Below are 24,487 nucleotides of genomic sequence, written 5' to 3' on the forward strand. Positions count from 1 at the left end.
TTCACATTCTTAATATTTATCCATAAAATAACAGTTATAAGCTGCTGTATTTAGCTCCTCATTTTACTACTTGGAGGTTTGCTTATTCGTCAATAATTATTTTTAAATATAATCGTCCTTTTAGCAAGCGGATATTTTTATCTTTCTGAGCGTTTCTGTTATGGTAAATTTATCAAGAAAAAGGAGGACTCATCTTGCGTTTAGAAAACAAAAAAGTTATCGCACTGGTTGATAATGACTTTGAAGATTTAGAACTTTGGTACCCTGTCCACCGTGTTAGAGAAGAAGGTGCTCAAGTTGATTTAGTTGGCGCAGAAGCTCATAAAACATATACGGGAAAATATGGCGTTCCTGCGGAATCTGACTATGCATTTAGTGATATCAATGTTGCTGACTATGATGCTATCCTTGTCCCCGGTGGTTGGGCACCAGACAAATTACGTCGTTTTCCTGAAGTCATCTCATTTGTACAAAGAATGGACCAAGAAGAAAAAATTATTGGCCAAATTTGTCATGCAGGTTGGGTGTTGATTTCTGCCGATATTCTTAAAGGGAAGCAAGTCACAAGTACACCTGGTATTAAAGATGATATGACAAATGCCGGAGCTACCTGGATTGATACACCGGTTGTAACTGACGGGCACATTGTTTCTAGTCGACGTCCGCCAGATCTTCCTGACTACATGCGTGAATTTATCGCCGTTTTAGAGAAAAAATAGCAAAACAATAAGCCCAAAAGAATAGTCATTCTTTTGGGCTTATTTTAATTATTAGAAATACTTTGGACTAGTTTTGTGCTTAAACGTTGCAATAGCAAAAGTTCCTCTTCAGCAAGCGGAAGAAACTCCTGTATTTGAGCGGGAATAGTTTTCGCCTGCTCTTTTAGTCTCTGTCCACTATTTGTTAAACGAATAGTCAATAATCGTTCATCTGCTTGGTCGCGTAACCGTTGGATGAATTTTTTTGTTTCCAATTTTTTTAAAACAGGGGTTAATGTCCCTGAATCTAAGCATAATTTTTTTCCTAATTCAGTGACAGATAATGCGTCTGTTTCCCAAAGCACTAACATGACTAAATATTGCGTATACGTCAGATTCAAAGGATCTAATAACTGTTTATAGTGTTTCGTTATTTCTCTTGAAGCAGCATACAATGGAAAGCATAATTGATTTCCTAATAATAACGCTTCATACTCATGACCTGAATCTAGTGGTTCATCTATCATTCTAAAAATTACGCTTCGACTGCTTTGATTGTTACTTCGATATTGCCTGCTGTAGCTTTTGAATAAGGACAAACAGTGTGAGCAATTTCTAGTAATTCTTGTGTCTCTTCTACAGACAATCCTTCAATAGATCCTTCGATCTCAACACCTAAAACAAAGCTTGATTCACTTTCAGCATACAAAGAAACTTGCGCACTGACCGTCGCTGCCCCTTCGATGCCTTTGCTTTGTTTAACGAGATCTAACGCACTATTAAAACATGCACTGTAACCGGCAGCAAAAAGTTGTTCAGGGTTAGTCGCATTTTCCACCCGTTTACCAGGAGCGGCAATATTTAATTCAAAAGAATGATCAGGACTATGAACTTCTCCAGAACGGCCACCAGTGTTAATGATTTTTGTTGAATACATTTTTTTCATATCTCTATCACTCCATCTTATAAATTTTGTACAATTAAATTGTACGCAATCCTTTTCTTTTATTCAATTAATCTGCTTGATCACTGATAAAATAAAAAAACTTCGGCAAATGCCGAAGTTTTTTAAGCTGATTTTTTCATTACTATTCCAGTATAGATCCAGACAGTCAGCCCATAATAAATCAAATAAAGTACTAAGAAAATTAAAAATGGTAACCATAGATTTCCATAAGGATTGCTGAGTAAACTTTTAAACATTTGCAAACCGAATAGAACATGGATCATCCCTAATAATCCTGGGACTAAAAATAAAACGCCGATTTCTTTACGGATGGAAGCCAGTAATAGTTGGCGTCTAGCCCCGATTTTATCCAGCATATTATAGCGTTGGATATCACTTTTTGCTCCAGATAAAATCTTAAACATTAAACAACTTGCCAGCATGGTCAAAAAGGCAATTCCTAAAAAGAAGCCCATAAATTCAAAACCAGAAAATAATGCGTTATACGTATCATAGACCAGTACTTTTTGTGAAAATCCGCTAATATCACGGTTGATTGTTGGATTATTTTTTAGGTTTTCATCAACTAACAGTGATAATTTTGCTTTGTCTTTCATAAAGTCCGCTACATGAATGACCCGTAATTCTGTAGGTGCTTCATTTAAGGCTGAAAAATCTGAAGGACTCAAAAATTGATGACGTTTCCCACTTTGTTCTGGAAGTTCTAGATTACGTAGTTCATCCGAAGCAGCTACATCGTTTTTCAAGGCCTGTCCATCATAATAAACCGTTTTAGTTGTACGACTAGCAATAAATTTTTTGGCTTCTAATGGATGTTGATCAAATTGTGATTGATCATAATAAACCGTATCTTGATCCTCTTTTTGAGTATAAGTTACGTCAGAAGTAGGAGTAATGTTTGCTAATTTATCCGCATCGACTTTCTGAGCATTATTTAAAACCAAGTCATAGGTAGATGTGATATTCGTCATTTTAGGTATCTCATTATGGAAACCCAGCCCTACTGTAATTGCACCAAGTGCTAAAGCAAAGAGCATCGCAACCATCGAAAGGATTTTTGTATAATCTTGGATACGGAAACTTAGTTGTGACAAAGTAAAATTATTTAATCCTTTCAAAGCTATCTTGTCTCGATGTTTTAACAGATTTAAACCAAAAATCAAAATCGAATGAAAAACAAAATAGGTTCCCAAAACAATTGTAATTAAAGCAATCACTAACGCTAAAACGGCTAATTTCATCACTTGAGTCATCATATAATAACCAACCGCTAGTAAAACAAGCCCCGCAATCACTTCTAAGATCAAAGTGACCGTTTTACGAGTTGCCGGCGCCGGTGTTTCGCTTGCTCGTAATAAATTTAAAATCGGCTTTTTAACAATCGTCATGGCATTCACCAATGCTGCCAATAAAAATATGATCATAAAGAATAGGATAGTAAACAGAATCCCTTTTGTACTTACTGCTGCAAAATGAGTAATTTTAAGCGCTAATTGTTTCACCAATAATTGTTGAACAACACTGCTTAACCCAATTCCGACCACAATTCCGACCATCGTTGCTCCAATACCAACCACAAAAGTTTCGATAAAAACCATTTGAGCAATTTTGCGCCCTTTTGCACCCAACATCATGAACATTGCATAATCTTTTTGACGCATCGACATCAAAAAGGAATTTGCATATAAAATGTAAACGAAAGTGATGATCGATAGCAATACCGTACCTAAATGAAAAATCAATACTACCGACGAAACCAAAGAATTACTTTTCAAAAAAGCTTCGTTTGTTGCTAAGCCTTCGAACATGTAAAAAATACCGGAAGCCATGACTAGTCCTGAAAATAGTAAGATATAATCTCTCAAACGGCCTTTTATTCCAGTAAGTGATAATTTTAAAAGCATAAAAATCCCTCCTACTGTTCCAAATTACCAAGAATACTTAGAATCTGACGATAAAAAGCATCTTGTGTTTGGCCTTCGCGATTAAGTTCTTGGTAAATGACACCATCTTTGATGAATAGGATACGCCGACAATAACTAGCTGAAAAAGGATCGTGGGTAACTAATAAAATCGACACTTGATCTTTTTGATTCAACTCTTCCATTGTATCCAACAAATCACGCGCACTATTTGAGTCCAATGCCCCTGTAGGTTCATCGCCTAATAAAATCGTTGGTTGAGTAACCAATGCCCGCGCAGCTGCGACTCGTTGTTTTTGACCTCCAGAAATCTGTGCCGGATAGCTATTCAATATTCCGTCGATCGATAATCGCTTAGCAACTTCTGCAACCCGTCGCTGCGTTTCTTTCCCTTTGACTCCCTGTAAAGATAAGGGCACTGCGATATTTTCAGCAGCAGTTAAATTTTCTAACAAATTAAAATCTTGGAAAATAAACCCAATTTCTTTACTACGAAAATCAGCTAACTGATTGCCAGATAATTTTGTGACATCTGCTTGGTTAATGGCTATTTCTCCAGCTGTGGGTTTATCTAAAGTCGCTAATAAATTCAATAATGTTGATTTACCAGAACCCGATGCTCCCATGATACCGACAAATTCACCTTTTTCTACTTCGAAAGAAATTCCTTTCAACGCTTCTGTTTTCTTTTGATTTCCTTTTCCATACGTCTTTTTGACATTGTTGACTGAGACGATTTTTTCCATCGTTACACCTCTTAATTTCACGCTCTTATTCTGATAAACTAATCATTTCCTACTTTTGTTTAATTGGCTGAACTTATACCTAATTTTTCAGCTGCTTTTTCAGGGACTTTCTTTTTCTGAACTTCTTCATAAGAAGTAACACCTTTATTCTTGTTCCAGGTAACCTTCAAGAAAGCTTCTTTCCGCAAAGGCCGATCCTTAGCCGCTGAAAAATCTAATTGTTTTTCCTCACCTTTTTTATCGTAGCCTGGCAATGAGTACTTGTAATCAACATATTTATTACCGCTGTCGTCTTTACTAACGATACGTTTTCCATCTGTAGTGACTTGAACATAATAGTCATCTCCACTAGAAACGACTTTTTGTGCTATTTGCAAACCTAAAAAGACCAGCACAATTAAACTAACTAAACCAATCAAAAATTTCTTCATGATTCATTGCTCCTTTTCTAATTTCTTTCCATACTATACAGGTTTATTTGAATTTTCACCATATATTAAAGAGTGAATCATCTAACAAAATTGTCATTTCATAAAAAATTAATTATGTTTACCTTTTCAAAAAAAAGAGCTAGGATCAATATTAACATTGATCCTAGCTGAGATTATTAAATTGAAAGTAACCTGTTTAGCTGTAAAGATTTGGGTGACTCACTTCACTGCAAAACGCTTCATCTGTGGTAGCTTAATAAACCATGCCACGATTAAACAAGAAACAATTTTATCTACGACATTGGCCGAAACCGCGCCCCAATAAGTTGCACTGATCATTTCTTTTCCAGAGGCACGTAATGCCATGATAACGATGTCCGTTCCCGAACCAGTAAATCCACCGAATAAAGCCAAACGAATGGGTGCACCAATCATTGGACAGATAAAGGCTAACAATACTCCCGCGAGCAACGCTTGTTTATAGCCAAAACCACGTTTAGCTACTAAAGCTACGACTATTGCCACAGCCACATTTACTAGTGCAAAGGGAATCGATAATGGACCACTGAGCAGTCCCATCAGTAAATTTGTTGTGACACCCGTAATAATTCCATAACTCATTCCAAAATTGGCCGCAATAAAAATCGTACCCATTGTATCTAAAAATAATAGCGGAATCTTCATCATTGAGACAGTTTCACCCAATACTACATTTAATACTACCGCGATTGCACACATAGCGATCACTCTGGCTTTACTATTATTCATTCTCTACGCCTCTTTTTAAAAAAATTTTTAGTTGTTCGTTTAAATCGCCTTGGTTTTCTTCACTATACCAAGTAGGAACTTCAAAGAAATTAGTATTGACTGCCGCTTCTTTACAGAGAGCAAAAAATTCTTCCATTAAAACACCACGCTCACCACTAAGTGAGCAATTAGGACTTTCGTTGATTCCGATCACACCTAAATATTGGTAGTCTTGGGCCTGATAAGCGATAAGCTGTTGCATGATAGGCTCTAGCATCGCTTGACATTTCTGACGATAATCCGGTAGTTCATTATATTGTTGATACGTCATCGGTGGACGGTTTCCACCAAGCGCTAAAAATTCAGGACAGGGCAATTGAATAAATGCGATCCCTTTTTTTAACAGCTCCACTGCAAAAGGAAAAGCACCATGAGCTCTTTCCCAACCATGAATCACTGCATTCTGATTCAAAATACAATGTGAGACTGCCACTATTTGTTTTTGTGGTTGAATAACTATTCCTCCTCGAATTCACTTTCTATTCAAAAATTTCCATCAAACTTTTTTGAATCATTGGAAATTCTGTTTCATCGATTGTTCGCACATCTAATAAATTGCTGTCATTTTTGATTCGGCTAATAATCGGTGTTCCAGCTACTCTGAGCTTTTCTTGCAAATGATCCGCTGAATACTTTTTACTCATTAAAGAAACCGTCATCGTTGGTAATAAATGTTCTGGGTAAGAGCCGCCGCCGATTTTACTATGGTCCTTTTCAATTTTTACAGTCAAATTTGGAACGTCCTTTAACATGCCCGCCAAATATTCAGCCTTAGCTAAGCATTCTTGTTCACTTAAACCAATCATTTGTAAAGTTGGAATAGCCGTCAGTGCTTCTTTCTCATCTAAGTACAAAGAAAAAGTTGCTTCTAACGCACTTAGTGTTAGTTTATCGATTCGTAGTGCGCGTAAAAGTTGGTTCTTTTTCATTTTTTCAATGTATTCTTTTTTCCCGACGATAATTCCAGCTTGGGGTCCTCCCAATAATTTGTCTCCACTAAATGTGACGACATCACATCCTTGCTCCAACACTTCTTTGATCGTTGGCTCGTACGGCAAGCCAAAAGGACGCATATCTAAAAATAAGCCACTACCCAAATCATTGATCAGAGGTAGTTTTTGACTATGAGCCAGTTTGGCTAACTGATTCAGGTCAGGCGTTTCAGTAAAACCGACAATTCGATAATTACTTGTATGGACTTTTAATATAGCACCGGTCTCTTCGGTCATCGCACGTTCATAATCAGTTAAATGGGTTTTATTTGTCGTCCCTACTTCTACAATCGTCCCACCACTCGATGTAATAACATCGGGAATCCGAAAAGCACCCCCGATTTCTACCAATTCTCCACGCGAAACCAGCACTTCTTTATTTTGAGTCAACGTGCTTAATGCCAATAAAACAGCAGCGGCATTATTATTGACCACCAAGACGTCCTCAGCTTGGGTGAGCTTCTTGACGATCGAAACTAGATGACTATAACGTGAACCACGTTTGCCTGTAGCCAAATCAAATTCTAAATTGGAGTAATGGAAACTTGTTTCCGCCACCTGCTGTTGTACTTGCTGACTTAATGACGAACGACCAAGATTCGTATGGATCACTGTTCCAGTCGCATTGATTACTCGACGTAAAGAAAATTGATTCTCCTTTAATTGTTTTTCGATCCTTATAATGATTTCATTCTCTGTCTCTAATACTGTCCGTGTACCTGAAAGGACTTCTTGACGAATTTGAGTTAATACCTGTTGGGTGGCTTCTTTAGCGAGACCATGCGAATAGATCGAGTCGATCTGCTTTAATAAACAATCGACAGACGGTAAATTAGATAAAAGTTTTTGTATCGTTTGTGGCATAAGTCTCCAACTTTCTTAGCGAGACGCTAGATTTTTTAGTGCTGCTAACACGCGCTCCACTTCCTTTTTCGTAGTAAAATAAGAAAAAGAAAGTCTAACGGTGCCTCGATCAGCGGTATGTAATGCTTTATGCATCAACGGAGCACAATGATAGCCTGGACGAGTGGCAATCTCAAATTCTTCCCAGAGTAAATCACTAACGATCGCCGATTCTGCCTCTTGAAGATTGATTGAAAAAACATTGACACGTGGCGCTGAAAAATCTCCATACATCGTTAGTCCGGTAATTTTTTGTGCTTCTTGATAAAAATAATCTCCTAAATCAGAAGTGTCTGGTTTACCTTTCAGCCACTCAACGCTGGCCGCTAATCCGGCTAGCCCAGGAATATTTAAGGTGCCTGCTTCTAGCAATGTCGGCAACTCTTGCGGTTGGACCTTAGAAAAAGACTGCATACCATCGCCGCCAGTCAAAACAGGTTCTAAGGGTACGTCTTTTCTTACACAAACTCCGCCAGTTCCCTGAGGGCCATACAATGATTTATGTCCGGTAAAGCAAAGCGCCGCGATTTTTCCGTCGCTAAGATCGATTGGAACCATTCCAGCCGTTTGCGAGGCGTCAACGATCAGAAATAGGTCATGCTGAACACAGAATTTTTTAATTCGAGCTAAATCCAATAAATTACCCGTGACATTACTTGCATGATTACAGATAACGGCTTTAGTTGTTGGCCGTAATTTTTGCAAAAATTCATCGTAATTCAAGCGCCCACTGATTGGTTCGCTCGATACAATATCTAAAAACACACCTTGAGCTTCCAATTGATACAATGGCCGCAAGACTGAATTATGTTCCCAAGAAGTTGTGATCACATGATCTCCTGGTTTGATCAACCCTTTCAATACTTCATTCAAAGCAACTGTGGCATTATTCGTAAACGCAACTTCGTACTGCTCGGCTGTATGAAAAAGGTTTTTTATTTGGTTTCTAGCCCTTTCGGCCACGCGATAACTAGCTAAAGAATACCCATGGGCACCTCGTGAGGAATTACCATATTGACCTTGAAGGATTTTGATCATCGACTCACTAACTACTGCGGGTTTCTGAGCTGTCGTCGCTGCATTGTCCATGTAAATACCCATCCTTATCATTCACCCTCTCTGCCTTTATCGATTTAAAAATTTTCCTAAAACTCGATAATTCTCTACTCGCTTAGTCATTTCTTGTTTATCCATATACTCTAAGATCAACATGGACGATTTGCGACTTGAATCCGTCAAATCCCGAAAATCGCCTAAAGTCATTTGGCTGTTTTCGACGATTTGTTTACGAACTAACTCGATAGCTTGATCAAATAGTGCTTTCAACAATACATATTCATGCGTCAAAAAGATCACCGTTTCTCCATTCAAAGCCTCTAAAACTTCTTCTGCATTTTTGTCTAAGCTGATTAAATCCTCTTTTTTTATGGGTGTATAACCACTTTTTGCTAGAGCGGCCTCAATTTTTTCTTGTGCTGTTTTTTGGTATTGATTAAAGGTTACTTCAAAATCTATCAACGCTACCCGATCGTTCTTTTCTTTTATTTTTTCATTTTTCATTAAATGCAAATAGGTAGCAATTTCCTTTTCTGTTAGCGAACTACGTAGACGTGAACGAAATTCTTCTACAGGCATCCCAATCCGCAGACGGTATTGTTTATGGTATGCGGTTAAAATCTCTGTTCCTTGATCGCACAGCTTTTGATAACTTGTTTGAGCTAAATAGCCTGTCTTGGTTTCTAAAATCCGACCTTCTGTGATCATTTCACTTAAGACTGGTTTGAGTTCGTCTTGATCTGTGCCCAGATACTCAGCTAATTCTTTCAGCTTTGTAAATGGCTGTTTTTTATTCGTCATGAAATCATTGATCAATTCATCTAAACTGCCATCTTCTTTTGCTTTCAAACTTTCTAAGATTTCAACTTTAAAGCGACGGTGTTTGTGAGGTGCAGCATCTAATACCTCACCTCCAGCAATTGTCTGCATGGGTGAATAAGCACGTAAAATGAAACGATCCCGATCTTTCACAGCTACTTGTTCTTCTAAACGTAATTGTAAAAAACCTTCTTCTCCAGGAGCAATCCAGTCAACGCCTAGAGGAACGATCCGTGCCATTACTTCTCTAGTTCCCACCAATAAACGGACCCGATCCCATAAACCGATTCCATTAATAACTTCAGGCAAGCAAGTTACTTTAACATCCAACATCCACGTATCGGCTAATTTTTCAGAAGTAGTTAAAACGTCGCCACGTTGGATTTCATCCACTGAAATATTAGCTAGATTCAATGCGGTTCGTTGTCCAGGTTGAGCGCTAGAGACATCCGTTTCATGGACTTGAATATTTCTTACACGTGTTTTCTTTTGGCTAGGATAAAGATAGAGGTCTTCACCTATCTGAATTTCGCCATCAAGTAAGGTCCCGGTAACAACGGTTCCAAATCCTTTCACACTAAATACACGATCGACATTTAAGCGAGCAGCTCCACTGTTTGACCTTTCTGTCGCTTCTTCAGCATGTTTCTGGATTTTATTGAGCAGTTCTTGAATTCCCGTACCAGTTATAGCGTCTGTTTCAACCAAATCTGCCTGCGCTAGCGGTGTTTCACTCAATTGCTCGCGAATATCTTCGACTACTAACTCTTTTAATTCAGGATCAACTGTATCGACCTTTGTTAATACAATCAAAAAATCACGGATGCCTAGTAAAGACAAAATATCAATGTGTTCTTTTGTTTGCGGCATGATACCTTCTGCGGCATCGATCACTAATAACACAAGATTGATTCCTGGTAGACCTGCAACCATATTTTTAATAAATTTTTCATGCCCAGGAACGTCTACGATTCCCACTCGCTTTTCATCCGGTAAATCTAAATAGGCAAAACCTAAATTGATCGACATTCCTCGCTTTTTCTCTTCTGAAGTCGTATCTGTTTCGATTCCCGTCAGAGCCTTGATCAAAGTTGTTTTTCCATGATCGATATGCCCAGCTGTTCCAATTACAATATTAGCCATCCACTGATCCTTTCCTACTGTAAAATCTTTCTATTATAGTAACCTGTTTTATTAAATACTCACTTTTAACTATTATTGAACTGCCCTTAACTCATATTCGGTTTTCAATCCAGCTTGAATTGCCTGATAAAAGCCTTCAGAAGTAATTTTATTTTGCGTTAATAATGACACCAACTGCATTTCTTCTGATAACGAATATTTTAAAGAAAAGCCACAACTAGCATGAATCTTTTCCGGCGTAGGAATGATTCGGATAGCAAGTTGGGCTTTTTTTGCAATTTCTTCCGCTTTCATGGCTTCCCGAGTAGAGTAAAATAGGGCAACACCGTATGTTTGCATCAAAATTGCTCCTTTATGGTTTTACGATTTTCGATGCTTGACGCATCATTTCTACGATTCTATACATATTTGTTACTTCTCCAACTGCCGATGTCAAATCATAAAAATTCAAGCAAGCACCACAAGCATAGATTTCAACACCTTGCTCAGCTAAACCAACCAAATCTTCTAACGAATCTGATCCTTTGGCTACCGAATGTACCCCGCCATTATAAAAAATAATTTTATTTGGTAAGATATCTTGTTCTGTTAATGAATAAATGAACCCTTTTAATAAATTCTTTCCTAGTTCATCAGACCCTCTTCCCATCACATTCGTATCGATTACCACGATATATGAATCAACATCAGCTACATTTTTTACCGGAGCAGTTGATAGTTCGGGTGTTTCATTTATTAATTCTGTATTTGCCTTAGAGATCACAACAACATATTTGTTTTCTGCTTGTTGTTCCATTTGATAGATATAACCTAGTTGTTCAGCCATTTTTTTTAAATTTTGAGTCGCGATTTCATTATCTACAAGCGTCTCGACTACTGCATGTTCTCGCAATGCTTTTTTTGTTTCGATTACCGGTAAAGGACAAGCCTTCCCTAATGCATCAATCTTAAACATCTCTTTCGCTCCTTCATCAAGTGTAATGCGATTAATCAACTAATAGTTCTTTTCCTTGTTTTTCTATAACAACGCCAAAGTCTTTAGCCGGAATATCGGCTGCTTGCAGCTCTTTCACTAATACCGTTGCTTGATCCGCTGGAACACTTACTAAAAGCCCGCCAGATGTTTGAGGATCAAATAAAAGTTCTTCAATTCCAAAATCATCAATTTCAAAAGCGATTTTATCTTGCATATAATTTCGATTACGTTGACCACCTGCCGTCAAGATAAACTCTTTTGCTCCTTGGTAGGCTTCTTCAAAGTAAGGAAGATCTTTAGAGTGGATTTTCGCGCTAAATTTATCGTTCAGCATCTCGTGTAAATGTCCTGCTAAACCAAAACCAGTCACATCAGTACAACTATTGATTGGATAATTTCGAATGATTTCCATTGCATATTTATTTAATGTTTCCATGCTCGTGGTTGCTTTCACAAATGCAGTTTCACTGATTTCTGCTGCACTGTAACCCACAGTGATGATACTTACACCTAAAGGTTTGGTCAGTATTAAATGATCACCTAATTGGCAAGTATTATTTTGATAGATTTTAGTCGGATCGATGGTTCCGGTAACCGATAAGCCATATTTGACTGATTGATCGTGAATCGAATGTCCACCCGCTAAAATAGCGCCAGCTTCTTGGACTTTTTCAGAACCACCCCTTAAAATCTCTTTTAAAATAGACAGATCTTTTTCTTCAGGAAAAGCAACAATATTTAAGGCTGAGAGAACTTCTCCTCCCATAGCATAAACATCACTTAACGCATTTGCTGCCGCAATTTTACCAAAAAGATATGGATCCGTTACCATTGTTGGGAAAAAGTCTAATGTCTGAATAATTGCTAAATCTTCACGTAATTTAATAACAGCTGCATCATCTGTGGAATCAAATCCAACTAATAAATTTTCATTAGTAGTTTTAGGTAAATCAGCAAGCAGTTCTCCTAGATTACCTGGTCCAATTTTTGCATTACATCCACCACAAACAATCAATTGTTGTACTGTATCCATTCTACTCACCATCCTTTGCATCAACTATTATAACAGTTTATTTTTTGTTTAACCAGGAGAATTTTATTTAATATAACTTATAAAATATTATTGATTATTCCATTGAAATTTAAAATTTATTCACTATCTTTATATTCACTTAATCAGAAAAAAATATTATTTATAAAAATAGATTTGATTTATTAAATAATCTCCTTTTTTCAGAAACCCCATTCATTGTGAAATATAAAATAAATAATTGCACAAAAAAACTACTCGCTTAATTAAGCAAGTAGTTTTCTTTTACGCTTTTGCTTTTGCAACAGTTCCCATACTCTTACGGATATAAGTAATCCCAGTATAGATGATTACTACAATAATAATATACGTTAGAATTTCTAAATTTAATCCAGTTACAAATTTTGCCGCAATGATTACTCCTAAAATACCACCAATTGTGATAGCTAGACTAACTTTACGCGCATAGTCTCCAGTTTTTACAAAGTTAATACTTGCAATTGGCATCAATCCAGCACATGAGCCCATCATTACAGGAAAAGCAACTAAGGGACTCAACCCTAACATATAGACCATTGCCATACACGGTGCATATAGACCTACGCCGATCGTCATTAATGCGCCTAGGAAGAAATTAATCACAACACCGATAATCAATTTGATTCCTGTTAAAGCAGTAGCAGTATTGTCTGCTCCTAAAATATCGATCCAACCTTGTTGGCGTGCAAACATCAAGACTGCTGTAACAATCAATGCCCAGCCCATCCAAAGTTGAACTTTCTTTTCTGGTAAGCCCGTTACAAATTTTGAACCGATAAAAGCACCGATTGTGGCCGCACCTACTAAAGAAAAAAGTGTTACCGGTGATACATCAACTACTTGAGTGAAGATAAACGCTTCAACTAAAACGGGAATTCCATGGGCAACGTTTAACGTTCCCGGTAATAAGCGATCAGAACTCAACTGTTTTGTTGCGTCTAAAGCTAACGTTGTAGGTGCAAAACTTCCGATCCCTAATGTATCTAAGAAGTCTGTAACAAAGCCAATTATTCCCGAAACAATCCAGCTTCCATGACCTAAATTATTTCTATTTTTAAATAAATCACTACCCATGTTGACCGTGTGTAAGACCATCAGTGCAACATAGATTCCTAGCAATATCGTTACCATATTTGTCCTCCTTTTATTTCTAGCCTAGAAGAAATCCTTCTTTTAAAGAATCTTTCGGATCCACTAAAAAGGAATTATACCCAGTGACATATGCTGATCCAGTGACCCGTGGAATAATTGCTTTGTACCCGCCCACTTCTGCTTCCGCAACAATCTCACCTTTGAATTTTGTGCATAAAATACTTTCATAAACAAAAGTATCTCCGACTTTCATTTCACCTTTACCATAAAGCGTTGCCAATTTTGCACTCGTCCCTGTACCACAAGGAGAACGATCCACTTGACCATCACCAAAAACAACCACATTCTGATACGTTGCATCTGGGCTAGTAGCCGGTCCATAAAATTCAACCAAGTCCACGGTTTGAATATGTTCCAATGTCGGATGTTTGACATCAATTTGATCATTGATTGCTTCACGAATGATTATTCCTAAATCATTGAACTTTGAGGCATTTTCTGGTTTGATTTCTAAACCAACAGACGAAGCTGGCAAAATGGCAAAGAAACTTCCACCGAAAGAAATATCTAGTGTGATTTCCCCGATATTTGGAACATCAACTTTTACATTTTCTTTATATAGAAAAGATTCTACATTTTCAAAAGAGACTGCTTCTGCAGAATAGTCTTCATCTAAATGAACGGTTCCTCTAACAATTCCCGCTGGAGTATCTTGTACTACTTTTACTTCACGGTCACCTTCTGCTACTTCAACCCAACCTTGTTCTACGGCCGCAGTCATAGCAGCGATCGTATTATGTCCACACATATTTAAATAACCACCTGAATCCATAAAGATAATGCCATAATCCGCTTCTTCATGAATGGGTTCCGTGATAAAAGCTCCAAACATATCCCGATGTCCACGGGGTTCTAACATCAACATCTTGCGTAAATTGTCTGCTTTCGTTTCTAAATAAGCACGTTTATCCGCCATTGTTTCGCCAGGAAATTTAGGAATTCCACCAATAATTAAACGTGCAGCTTCACCTGCTGTATGGGTATCAATTGCTGAAATCATTTTTGATACTTTCATGATTGTCCTCCTTATTGAGCATAACTATCTGAACATACAATTCATTTACATTTCTTGTTAGTCCTTATACATCTCTTCCGATCACTTTGGTCTTTGATTGTCTTTCCTCATTTTCAACTTTATTGAAGCTAGTGCTATGGCTGCATCGCGTGGATCAATTGTATTTTCACCTACAACTTCCGTCTCAATTCCGTTTTTAGATTTATTAAAATCCAATACATGTTTCGTAAATTCATTTTCGACTACAAACTTCGCTTGTGTACCAATGAACTTGAGACCAACCACGCTTATATTTCGGCAACCAATTTCTTCTAGCATATTGGCAAAGTCAATATCAGAATTGCCCCAACCATCTGTTGAGGCGATTACACCATTTGTCCGCATGCCTGCTAACCAAGCAGCAGTTCGCTGCCCGACTAAATATTTCATTGCATTGCTTTGTGGTGTACCGACGATTATGATCCCTTGAAAATCAATATCAGGATCTTTTCCCAAAAGATCTACCAACGGATCTTGAAAATGATGTAATGATGTTTCTTTTGTTGATGGACCTATTCCCATGATGCCACCACCTATTTCTTATTTAGTTAAACCATCGAGCGAATAGCTCCATCTCGATATTCATTTGCAGATAAAAAGATCGGCATATTATTCATGTCTATAATCGAAATCCCTCCCGTAAAGCCGCTAGGCTCATTCGGGTAAAGTAGCATATCATACATTGCTCCTTGGCCAGCCACTTGTTTTACTAAAGTAACTTTTGGTTTTCCTGGATGAACGTTATCTTCATAGACATGAATTTCATTTGCATCTTTACCGTCCAACAGCTTCAAACTTTCTCGTATTTCTTGAATATACTTGTCTACGATGGCAAACATTTTAAGACAAAGCCCACGATTAAAAGGAGTCCCCTTTTTAGCTAGAAGATCTACCAAAATGATGGTGTCTTCTGCTTTAGGCGTCCCTGCTCGATTCAATACTAAATGATCACGCAATACACCTTCAGAAGAACCAAATTCGTGCATTTGTTCTCCTTCTTCAATTGCTCCAGTCATGACGACCGAAACTCCTGTTAGCGTATGCGTGATCCCGGTTCCCAACACACCTAGCACTTTCGTAGAAATCGGAATGATATCCATGATCGTGTTCGTTTCAATCTCTTGTTGATGTGGTGGAAGTAATCGAATCGTCAGCTTCTGAATAGCGGCGTCTTCACAGTCAAAGTCCTGCTTAATTTGCAAACGATCTGGAGATAGTTGGAAACGATCTCCCAAAATAACCTCTTGCATATGAAAAACTTTGATCTTTAAAGTCTCGCCTTGCATTAATCACACCTACTTTCAGCAGAAATAGTAGTTAATAAGTAGTATCCTTAGAAAAATACTACTTATTAAATTACTCTTTTGATTTAGACGTGGGCAATGTATTCATAAGGTAATGGAACAATTTTCCCTGGCGTTTCGATTTTAACTAATTCTTCTAATGTATCTTTCAAAATACCTGTTTGCATTTCAATGTTATGAGGTTCTCCAGCATTCGCTCCCATTGGCACGCGTGGTGCTACAGCACGCGGTGTACCATTTTGACGAACAACTGGTGGTAATGCTGCGATTAAAATAGTAGGAATCCCGGCTTCCTCAATAGCTCTCTGCACGATCACGGCAGTTCTATGACAGGTTCCTCAGCCAGCGGTCAATACGACGGCGTCGACTTCTTCTTCTAATAATTTTTTAGCAATTTCAGGTCCGGTTACATCGTGGAAAGCATCTTGGTCTCCACCACCACCCATAAAGGCATAGTGTACAGGTGCAGATTCTTTGATAAATCCTTCTGCTGCTAATTCATGCAAACGATCAATCGGGAACATGGAATTAATGTCACGGTTGGCATCCGCATTATCATATCCTCCATGAGAAACCATCAACTCATCGACTGTAGCTGTATCTGGAACCTCACGGAAGGTCGTATCTCCTGCTAAATTGAATCGTTTATCTGTTTTTAAGTGAACACCTGCAGCAGTTGCTAATGCTACACGCATTTCTTTAAGCTCTTTTTTGACCGGTGTAAAGACAGATTTCGGTGTAATTGGTACGAAAATTTCTGACTGTAACCCTTCAAAGACTGTTAAGCCCATGTTTAATTCTCCTCTCTTGTTTCTTCACGTTTTTTTCTGGCTTCAACTCGACGACGTTCATGCTCGTAAATGGCTGTTTTATAATGCTCATCGGGCTCTTCTGCCAGGACTTCTGGATAGGTCATTAAAAACCCAACTTCTTGACCGATTTCTAAATCATATTCAGAAATGATCATTCGACGTGGTACTTTTAACTGGCCCAAACGACCTTTCAAGTCGATCGTTACACTAGCATCAAACAATTCTACAATGATGCCTTCAAACATTTGTTCCGTCGAAATGTATTTGAGTTTGTTTATTCCATCCATATGATTCACCTTATTCTTCGATTTCGTAAATTTCTTGCCGCTTCTTACTTTTTGGTAAGCTTTGTTCATTAGGCGCTAATTCAATTTTCTTACCAGTTGTTTTTTCGATGATTTCAATGTTGTTCAATTTAACATTTGGATTCCATTTACGTTCAGCAGCTTTGATTGTTCCGCCGCCCATCAATGTTTTTAACATTGCTAAATCACGAATCGCGTCTTCTTTACATAGCGTATTATTTGATAAGATCTCATTTTCGATCCCTTGTTTTGATTTGTTATTATCAACCATGGCGATCATTTCTGGGTTACCTACCACTAACGCACCTTGAATCGCTGAATAAGAATCACCAACAACTTTAATACCACGTTTACCGATTTCTTCGATATGCGACGCAAAGTCAATATGGTTGTTACCAAATCCTTCAGTTGTAACAATTGCGCCATCAACATCCATGGCTTCAATCGTCATTCCTAAACGTTTCGAAACATAATATTTTTCAGTATTTGCTTGAGGAGAACCTACAAACATGACACCAACTAAATCAATTTCTTCATCTTCCATGGCTTCACGTACTAATGGTTCTCTCCAGTAGTGACGAGAAGTTTCTTTCGATGCTGGTCCAATACATGTCAATGCGTGGATCCCACCATCTAATACTTCAGTTGGAGCCAACATAATTGGTAAATTACCCAGGTCTACATTTGGTTTTGCCCCTAATGTCCCAACTGGTTCAATAGGCATGATCAAATTGTCATGCATAGCTCCTTGACCCATGATTTCTTTGATAATAACGACACGTTTATTACCAATACGGCGTTTTTGTACGATTTCATCTTGTTCTACCACTAGAGATTCATCGGCCTTTTTCACAGCTTCACGAATTTCTTGTGTAATATAGTCAGATGCTTTATGAGCAGCTAATGGTCCTGGACGTTCCATATTCGCGCCTTCTTTGATCATTACTTGTGTTTTGATAAATATTTCGCCTTTTTCAGGTGCTCCAGGACGCCCCCACATAATGTTACGATCTAATTCACCTTCGGATGACCCGAATTCTCCGATCTGCACACCTGTAGCGTCTGTTCCTGTAAGAACCATAACGACACCATCTAAAACACGCGTAACGCCATGGCCGATATCTGCGCCATCAACTTTAGCTGCGATTGGTTGTACGTCCATGATTGTTTCACTATATTCGTTGTATCTATCTGGTGTAATGATTTCAAACGTCATGCTTTCCACTAACTCTTCTAATTCCGCTGCTTCTGCACACATGTCTTCCATCTTACGTAGAATAAGAGTAGTTCCTTCGATCTTCGTTTCATCGCCAAAGACAACTTTGTCAATCTTCATATAGTCACGACGAACAGAACGAATAACTTTCTCTTCTACTTTTACTTCTGATTCAGTAAGTGCTGGACTTTTTGCAGCTGTTGCTTCTTCCATTGGCGTTGGAGTCGGTACTGGCATTGTTGGTGCAACACCCATTTGACCAGCTACAGACAATGGCAATTCTAAATCAATTCCACGTCCTTCTGCGATATGGATCTTGATTGTTTGTGCATTTCCCATTGGTGCAACAGGTGCGACTGGCGCAACTGGCGTAGGAATTGCTTGTTCAACAACTGGCGCTTGCTCTTCACTTGCTTCTTCAGTAGCTTCAGAAACACCATCAAGTAATTCTTTTGTTAATGGAACCAACGCATCCGTGGTTTTTTTTAATGTGGTACCAAGTACTTGTTCGATTTTTAACGCGTCATCAGGGATTTCTAACAATCCTGAATCCTCTAAATCGGGGAAGATCGCTGGATCTTCTAAATCATCTGGTGCGATTACTTTGCCTGCTTCTGCACGGCAACATAATACTGCAGGATCTTTGGCATGTTCTTTAGCAGTTTCTGCTGTAATAGACATTCGTTAATTCCTCCTAAATTTTCAAGTTAATTTGTAGGTAATTTACGATATAGTCTGTGACCATCTGCCCGCAGTACATGATCTGTATGATGATAAACCGGAACTCCTAACCTAGGAGCTACACCCATTACGGTGTTCGTTCAATCGGAACAAGATCCAGTCATTACTACTTCTGCTCCTTGTTTTTTTAACGACAGAACAGTTTGAGCTTGACCTGGACAAATACCTGGCAAGGCACATCTATATCTTCCATTTACTTCTACCATCCGCTTACATCTTTCAGCGGCGACAACTTCTGCACCCATATTGTTAGCAATTTCAGTCATCCGTTCAGCAGAACCTCCACATTCACAGATCAAAAGACCGACTTTACGACTTTCTTGAGGGAATGGCATTGCGACTAATACACCACCACTTGTTTTAGTGATTGGTGTGATCTCGTCCCCGCTTCTTCCTGTCATTGGTCCACCGATTACGATTTCACCGTGAGGTTCAACATAACCTCCGACATTATTAATCAATGTTTTGACCGGAGTTCCAATCGGAACATCAACAAAGACCGTTTCTTTTTGTTTCACACGACCAGAAACAGTTACATCTTTATCGATAAATGGCTTATGATCTTCAATCGCTTCTACGATTCGTTTGATCGTTTCCACATTATCAATCACAGCGCCAACTTCAGTCGGAAGTTGCCCTGGTTCTAAAACGATGTCCATAACTTCACGTACGATCATCCGTTCATCTCCGGCCGGATAAATATCCGGTAATTGATAAACATCTAATGTTGGTTCACTATCAACCGCTTTTAGGAGTCGCGTGATCAATGCACGGTGTTTACCTTTTACAGCGATCACACCTTTTGGTGCTTTAGTCATCTCCATGCAATATTTCATTCCACGAATCAATTGATCAATATGTTCGTTCATTTGTTTGACGTTATGAACAAGTAATGCTTCGCACTCTGCGCCATTCGCAATAAAAACGCCTTCAGGAATCTCACATGCTAATTTCAAAAAGGTTGGAAAACCTGCTCCACCAGCACCAACAATCCCAGCATTTTCAACTGCTTTGATTGGATTATCTGTTTCGATAATCGGTAAATAGGTCGAAAAATCTTGTTCTTCATCAATTGTTAAAACAATATTATCTCCATCTACATCAATTACTCGTCCAGCAAAACTTGCATGTATATTAGCCCCTAATCCATTCGGTTCAGCCATCAATTGTCCTCGCTGCACATGATCGCCAGCATTTACAATTGCTTTACAAGGAGCGCCGACATGTTGTTTTAATGGTATAAGAATTTGTGTCAATTTATTTCACCTCCTGACTTTTACAATTGTTCGAACTTGAGCAAATTAGCCACCCTTAGTTCAAGTAAATAATATCACAATCATTTAGCTTTCGAAAGTTAATTAGTTATAAACTTGGTATTTTTTAATTAAAAAATTGTTTTCTAATACTAAAATAAATATCGTAAGTAAATTTATTATTTATTAATACACTTGACTATTCCCATTTAAAATATTGATAAATCAACATTTAATTCCTTGAAACATCAATCCTATTTATACCTATTATAATTTACAACGACAAAAAAATCATTCGTGCCTAATATATACCCAGTTTATAAACGTTATTTAAATGATACTTATTCTCATTTATAGAAATCGTTTTCTATTTAATAATAATAAAAATTAACTTTATTAATTCATTCACTTTAATATAAAAAGCTCTTATCTCAATTGAGATAAGAGCTTTAATCGTTTTTACTCTGCTGTTTCTAATTTATCAAGTGATTTACTACCAAACCATAAAATAATTCCTAGTACGATTACAACGGCAGCTAAAATCCCATAACCCATTTGAAATTTCGCCGGATCTGCCGTCTCTAAAACGGCATAGATTACTGGATAAATCATTTGAGAGAAGAATACTGCGATTGTCCAAACCCCTAAAAGTAAGCCCATTAATTTAGCTGGTGCTAATTTAGCAATGAATGAATTTCCTAATGGAGAGAAAACCATCTCACCAACAGACATTAATAAACTTACTAATGCAAGCCATAAAATCCCCGTGTGTCCATTACCGACTCTATCTGCAAGTACCATTACAACATAAGAGATACCCACTAAAATCATTCCTAAAGCCGTCTTCTTAAACATACTCATATCGCCTTTAGGACGAGCAGCTAATTTTGTCCACAAACGTCCTAGAACTGGTCCTAAAACAATACAAGTCAAAGCGTTCATCGAATCAAAGTACGAAGTAGGCACTTTGAAACTGCCGATCGTCCAATTTGCTCGCTCGATAAATCCAGCGCCGTCACCGTAACCAAAGTAGAAATACGCGGGCATATATGCTAGATACCAAACAGTCCAGAAAGCAACAGAGAATAGAGTAACTAAAATAATTGCAACAATTCGTTTTTTATCGCCCGAAGTTAATTTCGTATCTGCCGCATCATCAGCTTTTTTACCTGCTGATTCAAATTGACGTTGATCCACTTTGAATGGTTTTTTTCCTGCTTCACCTAAAGAACGGCTATTGAAGATAAACCAAAGTGCATCAACTAACAAAAGAATACCGCAGATCAAAAATACAAAGTTAAAGCCAAAAGTCGGAATCAATAATACTAAGAAAGTCGTTCCAATGAACGAACCGACATTCACAAATGAATATTGAATTGAGAAGGCTTCATTTAGTTCTTTTTCATCCCCAAACAACAAGGCATTTACACCTGAAAGGTTTCCTTTGAATAGTCCTGTTCCAAGTGCAACTAAAATAATCATCAGCCAAACCATACCCATAGAACTTGCTTGCCAGGCTAACATGTATCCTAGTCCCATCATGATCATTCCGGCTGACACACATAGGCGCGGGCTTAGCCAATAATCAGCAATATAACCACCAAAAGTTGGCGTGATATAAGTTGCTGCTACAAACCAGGCAGAGATTTGCACACCTTGCGCACTAGTCATTCCTAAACCGCCCGAAGCAGCCGTTGTAGCGATCCAAATCGCTAACATATATTTTGCAGTATAAAAGGCACAACGTTCAAAAGTAAATCCGAGTGCACAGACGTAAAAACCAAAAGGCTTCTTTGTTTTTACCGGAGTTGTTTCCACTATTATCTTCCCTCTTTCATCAAAAAAATTTTAGTCATTTGCCGCTAGCCAATTTTCTAACAGCAGCATGTATTTTTCACGCTCTTCAACAAATGGCATATGCCTGCTATTTGCAAACAATTCCCATTTTGCCCCTGGAATCGCATCATACATTGTTTTAGCTACGAGTGGTGTTGATAAATCATTTGTGCCACTTGTAACAAGTGTAGGTACAGTGATTTTCTGAAGCTTTTCTGTGTAGTCGTAGCCTTGCAAGGTCCCTTCTGGAGAATACTCATTGGGTCCCCAAGCAGTGATATAACTTTCTGTTCCAGCTACTTTTTTACGCCACAAAGGTTCTGGATCATTTTGAGTAAATACTGGCGCTGCATGGCGAATCATATAACGGTCGTTGGCTGCTAAATACGCCGGATCATCATAATTGCCGGTCTTCTCAGCTTTTGCGATCGCTAATTGATCTTCTTCAGACATAAATTTAATCATTCGATGTTGCTCTTGCGCCCAGAGTTTTGCAGAAGAAAGGGTACTTGAAAGCACCATACTTTTAATTCCCTTTGGTGCGTAATCACAAGTATAAATAATCTCCAACATGCCACCCCATGATTGACCTAGTAAATGAACTTCATCTAATCCAAGATGTTCTCTCAAAGCGATCAATTCATTGACCCAAGTTTCTGCTGTCCAAAGATCCGGTTGTGATGGGACCGCCGATTTTCCACATCCTAATTGATCGTACATGATGAGTTGGCGGCCATCGACTGCCAACTCATCAAGAACTTCAAAATAATTATGGGCAGAACCCGGCCCACCATGCATGAGAATCAAGGGTTTTTTATTGTCTTTTTGTTCTCCAACAATTCGATAATATGTTTTATGACCTAAATAAGGCATATAGCCTTCTTCGATTTTCATACGTTGGCCTCCTAACCTACTATTTCTAAATCTTTCGGATAGTGATTCAAGTTTTCATACCCGTCTTCAGTACAGATGATCAAGTCCTCGATCCGCACTCCAACTTCACCCGGAACATAGATGCCTGGTTCAATCGAAAAGACCATCCCAGGTTCTGCTACATTATGATTAGCTGCGGAAACATCACCTGCTTCATGACAATCGATTCCAATAAAATGACCTAAGCGGTGAGTGAAATATTCTCCATAGCCTTGCTCCGTGATATAGTCACGCGCTGCTGCATCTAGATCAGAAAATTTTACTCCAGGTTTAACCATTTCGATTGCCCGACGATTTGCTTCCAAAACAATTTCATAAATTTCTCGAGCTTTGTCAGATACTTCTTTATAGAAGACTGTTCGTGTCATATCAGAGGCATATGAATTTTTGATTCCTCCAATATCTAAGATAATCGAATCTCCTGGTTTTACTTTAGAATTATCCGTTTCATGATGTGGGTCCGCCGCATTGGCCCCGTAGCCAACAATCGGATCAAAAGAAAAGCCACTGTTGCCTAAATCGGCATAAATATCTGCTAATTTGTCGCGCATTTCAAGCTCTGTCAATTCTTCTGGCAGCAAATCTTTTAAGCGACCTACAGCAATATCATTATCTCGTGAAACTTCCCGCATCAGATCAAGTTCATCTGCATCTTTAACCGCACGAACAGCATCTGTAACTTCTGAACCATTTCCTAATTGAGCGTTTGGCGCAATTTCTAATAAGCGCAACAAGAAATGTGCCGGCCAATTTTTGTCGATTCCGATTTTTTTATCCGTATCGACATAGTCCAATACTTTTTGTACTGCATCATCTGTATCGTCGATAAAGACTTTCTCAACGCCTAAGTCTTCGTCGATTGGGAACAATTTGTTTACGATTAACGTATTTTTATTTTCTGGAGTAATCACCAATACTAACAAGCGTTCACCTGGATGAATCCAGCGTCCAGTTAAATAGAAAATAGTCGTTGGATCGGAAATTAATAATTGGCCGTAATCTTGATCTTTCATTTTTTTGATGACTCTTTCAACACGTTCTTCTTTCAAAATCTTTCACTCCTTCAATCATGATAGTTGTTTGTTGCTATTAAAAGCAGTCTAGCTTTGTGATACTGCTAATAATTCGTTTAAACGGATCCAACTGATATGTAACAGTTCAAAACAAAAATGAAATCAATGATTATTTTTTTGCTATCAGCATTAAAAAATAACTATAAAATATTTTTTTATTTTAGCTTGTACTCTCGATACAATCGTTAAATAAAATGAATCCGCTTAAATCATTTTACTATACTTTTCTGAACAATTAAACAATTCTTGAGATTATTGTCAAGGGTCACAAAAAAATGT

Annotated in this window: 26 protein-coding genes; 1 reads left to right on the forward strand and 25 read right to left on the reverse strand. The window is 38.1% G+C overall.

Features of this window, described 5'->3' with window-relative positions:
* The first annotated feature begins 194 nt into the window (after window positions 1–194).
* A complete protein-coding gene (locus RV04_RS09310; RefSeq protein WP_071858187.1) occupies window positions 195–719 on the forward strand; it encodes a type 1 glutamine amidotransferase domain-containing protein in 525 nt (174 codons plus the stop codon).
* Between the two features lie 44 nt (window positions 720–763).
* Here the strand turns inward: RV04_RS09310 and RV04_RS09315 are convergent, their stop codons facing one another.
* The 25 genes from RV04_RS09315 to RV04_RS09435 all read right to left on the reverse strand — a co-directional run bounded on the left by RV04_RS09315 (window position 764) and on the right by RV04_RS09435 (window position 24,184).
* Window positions 764–1,225, reverse strand: a complete 462-nt coding sequence (locus RV04_RS09315; RefSeq protein ID WP_071858188.1) for a MarR family winged helix-turn-helix transcriptional regulator — start codon at window positions 1,223–1,225, stop codon at window positions 764–766.
* 8 nt (window positions 1,226–1,233) lie between these two features.
* A complete protein-coding gene (locus tag RV04_RS09320) occupies window positions 1,234–1,644 on the reverse strand; it encodes an organic hydroperoxide resistance protein (protein WP_071858189.1) in 411 nt (136 codons plus the stop codon).
* A gap of 122 nt (window positions 1,645–1,766) precedes the next feature.
* Window positions 1,767–3,569, reverse strand: a complete 1,803-nt coding sequence (locus tag RV04_RS09325; protein WP_071858190.1) for an FtsX-like permease family protein — start codon at window positions 3,567–3,569, stop codon at window positions 1,767–1,769.
* Window positions 3,570–3,580: 11 nt separating this feature from the next.
* Window positions 3,581–4,333: an ABC transporter ATP-binding protein gene (locus tag RV04_RS09330; RefSeq protein ID WP_071858191.1), complete on the reverse strand. Its 753-nt coding sequence runs from the start codon at window positions 4,331–4,333 to the stop codon at window positions 3,581–3,583.
* Window positions 4,334–4,392: 59 nt separating this feature from the next.
* Entirely contained in the window at window positions 4,393–4,764 is a 372-nt protein-coding gene (locus RV04_RS09335; protein WP_071858192.1) for a YxeA family protein, read from the reverse strand.
* 219 nt (window positions 4,765–4,983) lie between these two features.
* Window positions 4,984–5,532 (reverse strand): CD3073 family putative ECF transporter S component, encoded by a 549-nt coding sequence (locus RV04_RS09340; RefSeq protein ID WP_071858193.1) that lies wholly within the window; start codon window positions 5,530–5,532, stop codon window positions 4,984–4,986.
* Window positions 5,525–6,004 carry a CD3072 family TudS-related putative desulfidase gene (locus tag RV04_RS09345; protein ID WP_342741677.1) on the reverse strand — a complete coding sequence of 160 codons (480 nt, stop codon included), beginning with the start codon at window positions 6,002–6,004 and terminating at the stop codon, window positions 5,525–5,527. The genes RV04_RS09340 and RV04_RS09345 overlap by 8 nt, the downstream gene beginning before the upstream one ends.
* A gap of 46 nt (window positions 6,005–6,050) precedes the next feature.
* Window positions 6,051–7,427, reverse strand: coding sequence for an L-seryl-tRNA(Sec) selenium transferase (selA, locus tag RV04_RS09350; RefSeq protein ID WP_071858195.1), 1,377 nt, complete (start codon window positions 7,425–7,427; stop codon window positions 6,051–6,053).
* Window positions 7,428–7,442: 15 nt separating this feature from the next.
* The gene (locus RV04_RS09355) at window positions 7,443–8,567 is read right to left on the reverse strand and encodes an aminotransferase class V-fold PLP-dependent enzyme (RefSeq protein ID WP_071858196.1); all 1,125 of its coding nucleotides are present in this window, start codon (window positions 8,565–8,567) and stop codon (window positions 7,443–7,445) included.
* A gap of 24 nt (window positions 8,568–8,591) precedes the next feature.
* A complete protein-coding gene (selB, locus tag RV04_RS09360; RefSeq protein ID WP_071858197.1) occupies window positions 8,592–10,484 on the reverse strand; it encodes a selenocysteine-specific translation elongation factor in 1,893 nt (630 codons plus the stop codon).
* A 72-nt stretch (window positions 10,485–10,556) separates the two neighbouring features.
* Window positions 10,557–10,823: a putative Se/S carrier protein gene (locus RV04_RS09365; RefSeq protein WP_071858198.1), complete on the reverse strand. Its 267-nt coding sequence runs from the start codon at window positions 10,821–10,823 to the stop codon at window positions 10,557–10,559.
* A gap of 13 nt (window positions 10,824–10,836) precedes the next feature.
* Window positions 10,837–11,439 carry a sulfurtransferase-like selenium metabolism protein YedF gene (gene yedF, locus RV04_RS09370; RefSeq protein ID WP_071858216.1) on the reverse strand — a complete coding sequence of 201 codons (603 nt, stop codon included), beginning with the start codon at window positions 11,437–11,439 and terminating at the stop codon, window positions 10,837–10,839.
* 31 nt (window positions 11,440–11,470) lie between these two features.
* Window positions 11,471–12,493, reverse strand: a complete 1,023-nt coding sequence (gene selD / locus RV04_RS09375) for a selenide, water dikinase SelD (RefSeq protein ID WP_071858199.1) — start codon at window positions 12,491–12,493, stop codon at window positions 11,471–11,473.
* A 282-nt stretch (window positions 12,494–12,775) separates the two neighbouring features.
* Window positions 12,776–13,660: a sulfite exporter TauE/SafE family protein gene (locus tag RV04_RS09380; protein ID WP_071858200.1), complete on the reverse strand. Its 885-nt coding sequence runs from the start codon at window positions 13,658–13,660 to the stop codon at window positions 12,776–12,778.
* A 19-nt stretch (window positions 13,661–13,679) separates the two neighbouring features.
* Complete coding sequence (locus tag RV04_RS09385; RefSeq protein WP_071858201.1) at window positions 13,680–14,696, reverse strand: proline racemase family protein; 1,017 nt, start codon at window positions 14,694–14,696, stop codon at window positions 13,680–13,682.
* A gap of 81 nt (window positions 14,697–14,777) precedes the next feature.
* Complete coding sequence (locus tag RV04_RS09390; protein WP_071858202.1) at window positions 14,778–15,257, reverse strand: glycine/sarcosine/betaine reductase component B subunit; 480 nt, start codon at window positions 15,255–15,257, stop codon at window positions 14,778–14,780.
* 26 nt (window positions 15,258–15,283) lie between these two features.
* Window positions 15,284–16,021: a proline reductase cluster protein PrdD gene (prdD, locus tag RV04_RS09395; RefSeq protein ID WP_071858203.1), complete on the reverse strand. Its 738-nt coding sequence runs from the start codon at window positions 16,019–16,021 to the stop codon at window positions 15,284–15,286.
* Between the two features lie 83 nt (window positions 16,022–16,104).
* On the reverse strand, window positions 16,105–16,350 hold the full coding sequence (locus RV04_RS13715) for a hypothetical protein (protein WP_211271190.1): 246 nt from the start codon (window positions 16,348–16,350) through the stop codon (window positions 16,105–16,107).
* A gap of 27 nt (window positions 16,351–16,377) precedes the next feature.
* Entirely contained in the window at window positions 16,378–16,830 is a 453-nt protein-coding gene (locus tag RV04_RS13720) for a glycine/sarcosine/betaine reductase selenoprotein B family protein (protein ID WP_071858205.1), read from the reverse strand.
* Between the two features lie 2 nt (window positions 16,831–16,832).
* Window positions 16,833–17,138, reverse strand: a complete 306-nt coding sequence (locus RV04_RS09410) for a CBO2463/CBO2479 domain-containing protein (RefSeq protein ID WP_071858206.1) — start codon at window positions 17,136–17,138, stop codon at window positions 16,833–16,835.
* Window positions 17,139–17,148: 10 nt separating this feature from the next.
* A complete protein-coding gene (gene prdA / locus RV04_RS09415) occupies window positions 17,149–19,053 on the reverse strand; it encodes a D-proline reductase (dithiol) proprotein PrdA (protein WP_071858207.1) in 1,905 nt (634 codons plus the stop codon).
* 26 nt (window positions 19,054–19,079) lie between these two features.
* Window positions 19,080–20,369 (reverse strand): proline reductase-associated electron transfer protein PrdC, encoded by a 1,290-nt coding sequence (gene prdC, locus RV04_RS09420; RefSeq protein WP_281246550.1) that lies wholly within the window; start codon window positions 20,367–20,369, stop codon window positions 19,080–19,082.
* A gap of 456 nt (window positions 20,370–20,825) precedes the next feature.
* Window positions 20,826–22,184: a peptide MFS transporter gene (locus RV04_RS09425; RefSeq protein WP_071858209.1), complete on the reverse strand. Its 1,359-nt coding sequence runs from the start codon at window positions 22,182–22,184 to the stop codon at window positions 20,826–20,828.
* Window positions 22,185–22,214: 30 nt separating this feature from the next.
* A complete protein-coding gene (gene pepI, locus RV04_RS09430) occupies window positions 22,215–23,096 on the reverse strand; it encodes a proline iminopeptidase (RefSeq protein WP_071858210.1) in 882 nt (293 codons plus the stop codon).
* An 11-nt stretch (window positions 23,097–23,107) separates the two neighbouring features.
* The gene (locus RV04_RS09435; protein WP_071858211.1) at window positions 23,108–24,184 is read right to left on the reverse strand and encodes a M24 family metallopeptidase; all 1,077 of its coding nucleotides are present in this window, start codon (window positions 24,182–24,184) and stop codon (window positions 23,108–23,110) included.
* Window positions 24,185–24,487: the final 303 nt, after the last annotated feature.

The sequence above is a fragment of the Enterococcus hermanniensis genome (assembly GCF_001885945.1).
In the GTDB taxonomy this organism is placed as follows: Bacteria; Bacillota; Bacilli; order Lactobacillales; family Enterococcaceae; genus Enterococcus_A; species Enterococcus_A hermanniensis.

Excerpts from the sequence above, each read along its gene's own strand:
- RV04_RS09315 (WP_071858188.1), bottom strand. The coding sequence starts at position 1,225 with ATGATAGATGAACCACTAGATTCAGGTCATGAGTATGAAGCGTTATTA.
- RV04_RS09320 (WP_071858189.1), bottom strand. The coding sequence starts at position 1,644 with ATGAAAAAAATGTATTCAACAAAAATCATTAACACTGGTGGCCGTTCT.
- RV04_RS09325 (WP_071858190.1), bottom strand. The coding sequence starts at position 3,569 with ATGCTTTTAAAATTATCACTTACTGGAATAAAAGGCCGTTTGAGAGAT.
- RV04_RS09330 (WP_071858191.1), bottom strand. The coding sequence starts at position 4,333 with ATGGAAAAAATCGTCTCAGTCAACAATGTCAAAAAGACGTATGGAAAA.
- RV04_RS09335 (WP_071858192.1), bottom strand. The coding sequence starts at position 4,764 with ATGAAGAAATTTTTGATTGGTTTAGTTAGTTTAATTGTGCTGGTCTTT.
- RV04_RS09340 (WP_071858193.1), bottom strand. The coding sequence starts at position 5,532 with ATGAATAATAGTAAAGCCAGAGTGATCGCTATGTGTGCAATCGCGGTA.
- selA (WP_071858195.1), bottom strand. The coding sequence starts at position 7,427 with ATGCCACAAACGATACAAAAACTTTTATCTAATTTACCGTCTGTCGAT.
- RV04_RS09355 (WP_071858196.1), bottom strand. The coding sequence starts at position 8,567 with ATGGGTATTTACATGGACAATGCAGCGACGACAGCTCAGAAACCCGCA.
- selB (WP_071858197.1), bottom strand. The coding sequence starts at position 10,484 with ATGGCTAATATTGTAATTGGAACAGCTGGGCATATCGATCATGGAAAA.
- RV04_RS09365 (WP_071858198.1), bottom strand. The coding sequence starts at position 10,823 with ATGCAAACATACGGTGTTGCCCTATTTTACTCTACTCGGGAAGCCATG.
- yedF (WP_071858216.1), bottom strand. The coding sequence starts at position 11,439 with ATGTTTAAGATTGATGCATTAGGGAAGGCTTGTCCTTTACCGGTAATC.
- selD (WP_071858199.1), bottom strand. The coding sequence starts at position 12,493 with ATGGATACAGTACAACAATTGATTGTTTGTGGTGGATGTAATGCAAAA.
- RV04_RS09380 (WP_071858200.1), bottom strand. The coding sequence starts at position 13,660 with ATGGTAACGATATTGCTAGGAATCTATGTTGCACTGATGGTCTTACAC.
- RV04_RS09385 (WP_071858201.1), bottom strand. The coding sequence starts at position 14,696 with ATGAAAGTATCAAAAATGATTTCAGCAATTGATACCCATACAGCAGGT.
- RV04_RS09390 (WP_071858202.1), bottom strand. The coding sequence starts at position 15,257 with ATGGGAATAGGTCCATCAACAAAAGAAACATCATTACATCATTTTCAA.
- prdD (WP_071858203.1), bottom strand. The coding sequence starts at position 16,021 with ATGCAAGGCGAGACTTTAAAGATCAAAGTTTTTCATATGCAAGAGGTT.
- RV04_RS13720 (WP_071858205.1), bottom strand. The coding sequence starts at position 16,830 with ATGGGCTTAACAGTCTTTGAAGGGTTACAGTCAGAAATTTTCGTACCA.
- RV04_RS09410 (WP_071858206.1), bottom strand. The coding sequence starts at position 17,138 with ATGGATGGAATAAACAAACTCAAATACATTTCGACGGAACAAATGTTT.
- prdA (WP_071858207.1), bottom strand. The coding sequence starts at position 19,053 with ATGTCTATTACAGCAGAAACTGCTAAAGAACATGCCAAAGATCCTGCA.
- pepI (WP_071858210.1), bottom strand. The coding sequence starts at position 23,096 with ATGAAAATCGAAGAAGGCTATATGCCTTATTTAGGTCATAAAACATAT.